At 70.4% G+C, this 1,134-nt stretch carries 1 protein-coding gene; it reads right to left on the minus strand.

The genetic code is table 11. From position 1 onward, the window contains the following. Nucleotides 1-870, minus strand: an 870-nt coding sequence (locus ACFYPJ_RS39060) for a transposase (RefSeq protein ID WP_389026893.1), incomplete at its 3' end; no start/stop codon positions are given. Nucleotides 871-1,134: the final 264 nt, after the last annotated feature.

Here is a 1,134-nt window from a genome sequence, read left to right on the forward strand (position 1 = left end):
CAGGACGGCGGCGGTCCTGACGCCGACGCCGGGCATCGACGTCAGGACCGGGGAAAGAGGGTGGTCCTCCAGCAGGGCGTTGATCTGGGCTTCCATCGCCCGGCGCTGGGTGTGGACGGCGGCGAGCGAGGCGGCCAGGGAGGGGATGACGATGTCGAGGGTGCCGGTGCCGGGCACGACGACGGTCTGCTCGTCGAGGGCGTCGAAGACGTCGTCGATCAGCCGCTGGGCCATGCGGGGCGCCTTGGGCCGGATCAGTTCGACGAGTCTGCGGCGGCCGGCTTTGCGCAGGGCGGCCGGGGAGCCGTAGCGCTCCAGGAGCCAGGTCACGGCCTGGTGGTCGAGACGAGGACCCAGGACGCGTTCCAGCGACGGGTGGAACTGGGTGAGCAGGCCGCGTATCCGGTTGGAGGTGCGGGTGGCCTCGGCGGCGAGGTCCTGGTCGAAGCCGACGAGCACGGTCAGCTCGGCGGTGATCTCGTCGGTCAGTGCAAGCGAGCGCAGGGTGTGCGGCATCGTCCGTGCGGCGTCCGCGATGACGGCGGCGTCCTTGGCGTCGGTCTTGGCCTCGCCCGGGTAGAGGTCGGCGATCCGGCGCATGGCCAGGCCGGGCAGGTAGGCGACCTCGCAGCCCGCATCACGGGCGACGGTCAGCGGCAGGGCGCCGATCGAGGCGGGCTGGTCCACGATCACGAGGACAGTGCCGAACTTGGCGGTCAGCTTGTCGAAGACGGCCCGCAGCTTCGGTTCGCTGTTGGGCAGCGGCTTGTCGAAGACCTTCTTCCCGGCCGGGGTGAGCCCATGACCGTGGTGAGCGGTCTTGCCGACGTCCAGGCCGAGGAACACGCCCACGTCTTGGATCTCGAACATCGTGCCCTTTCCGGGGTGTTGACGGTGCCGGCCTCGGCTTGGGTGTCGTGCTCGCGCATCCACGTTATGCAGACCTGCCGCCCGCGAGCTGTCCGGCGTTGCGCCGGACCGGGCGGTGGCCGGACCTCTGATCAGCGTCTCCGACGAACACCCCCGGACCCGGTGACACCACCCCCCAGGTCATGCCTTCGACAGGGGGACACAGTCATGCCGGGCCCGGAGGCCAGCGGCCCTCTTGCAGGACCGCGAAGAACATAACGGGGG

Source organism: Streptomyces sp. NPDC006012 (assembly GCF_042871185.1).
GTDB lineage: Bacteria > Actinomycetota > Actinomycetes > Streptomycetales > Streptomycetaceae > Streptomyces.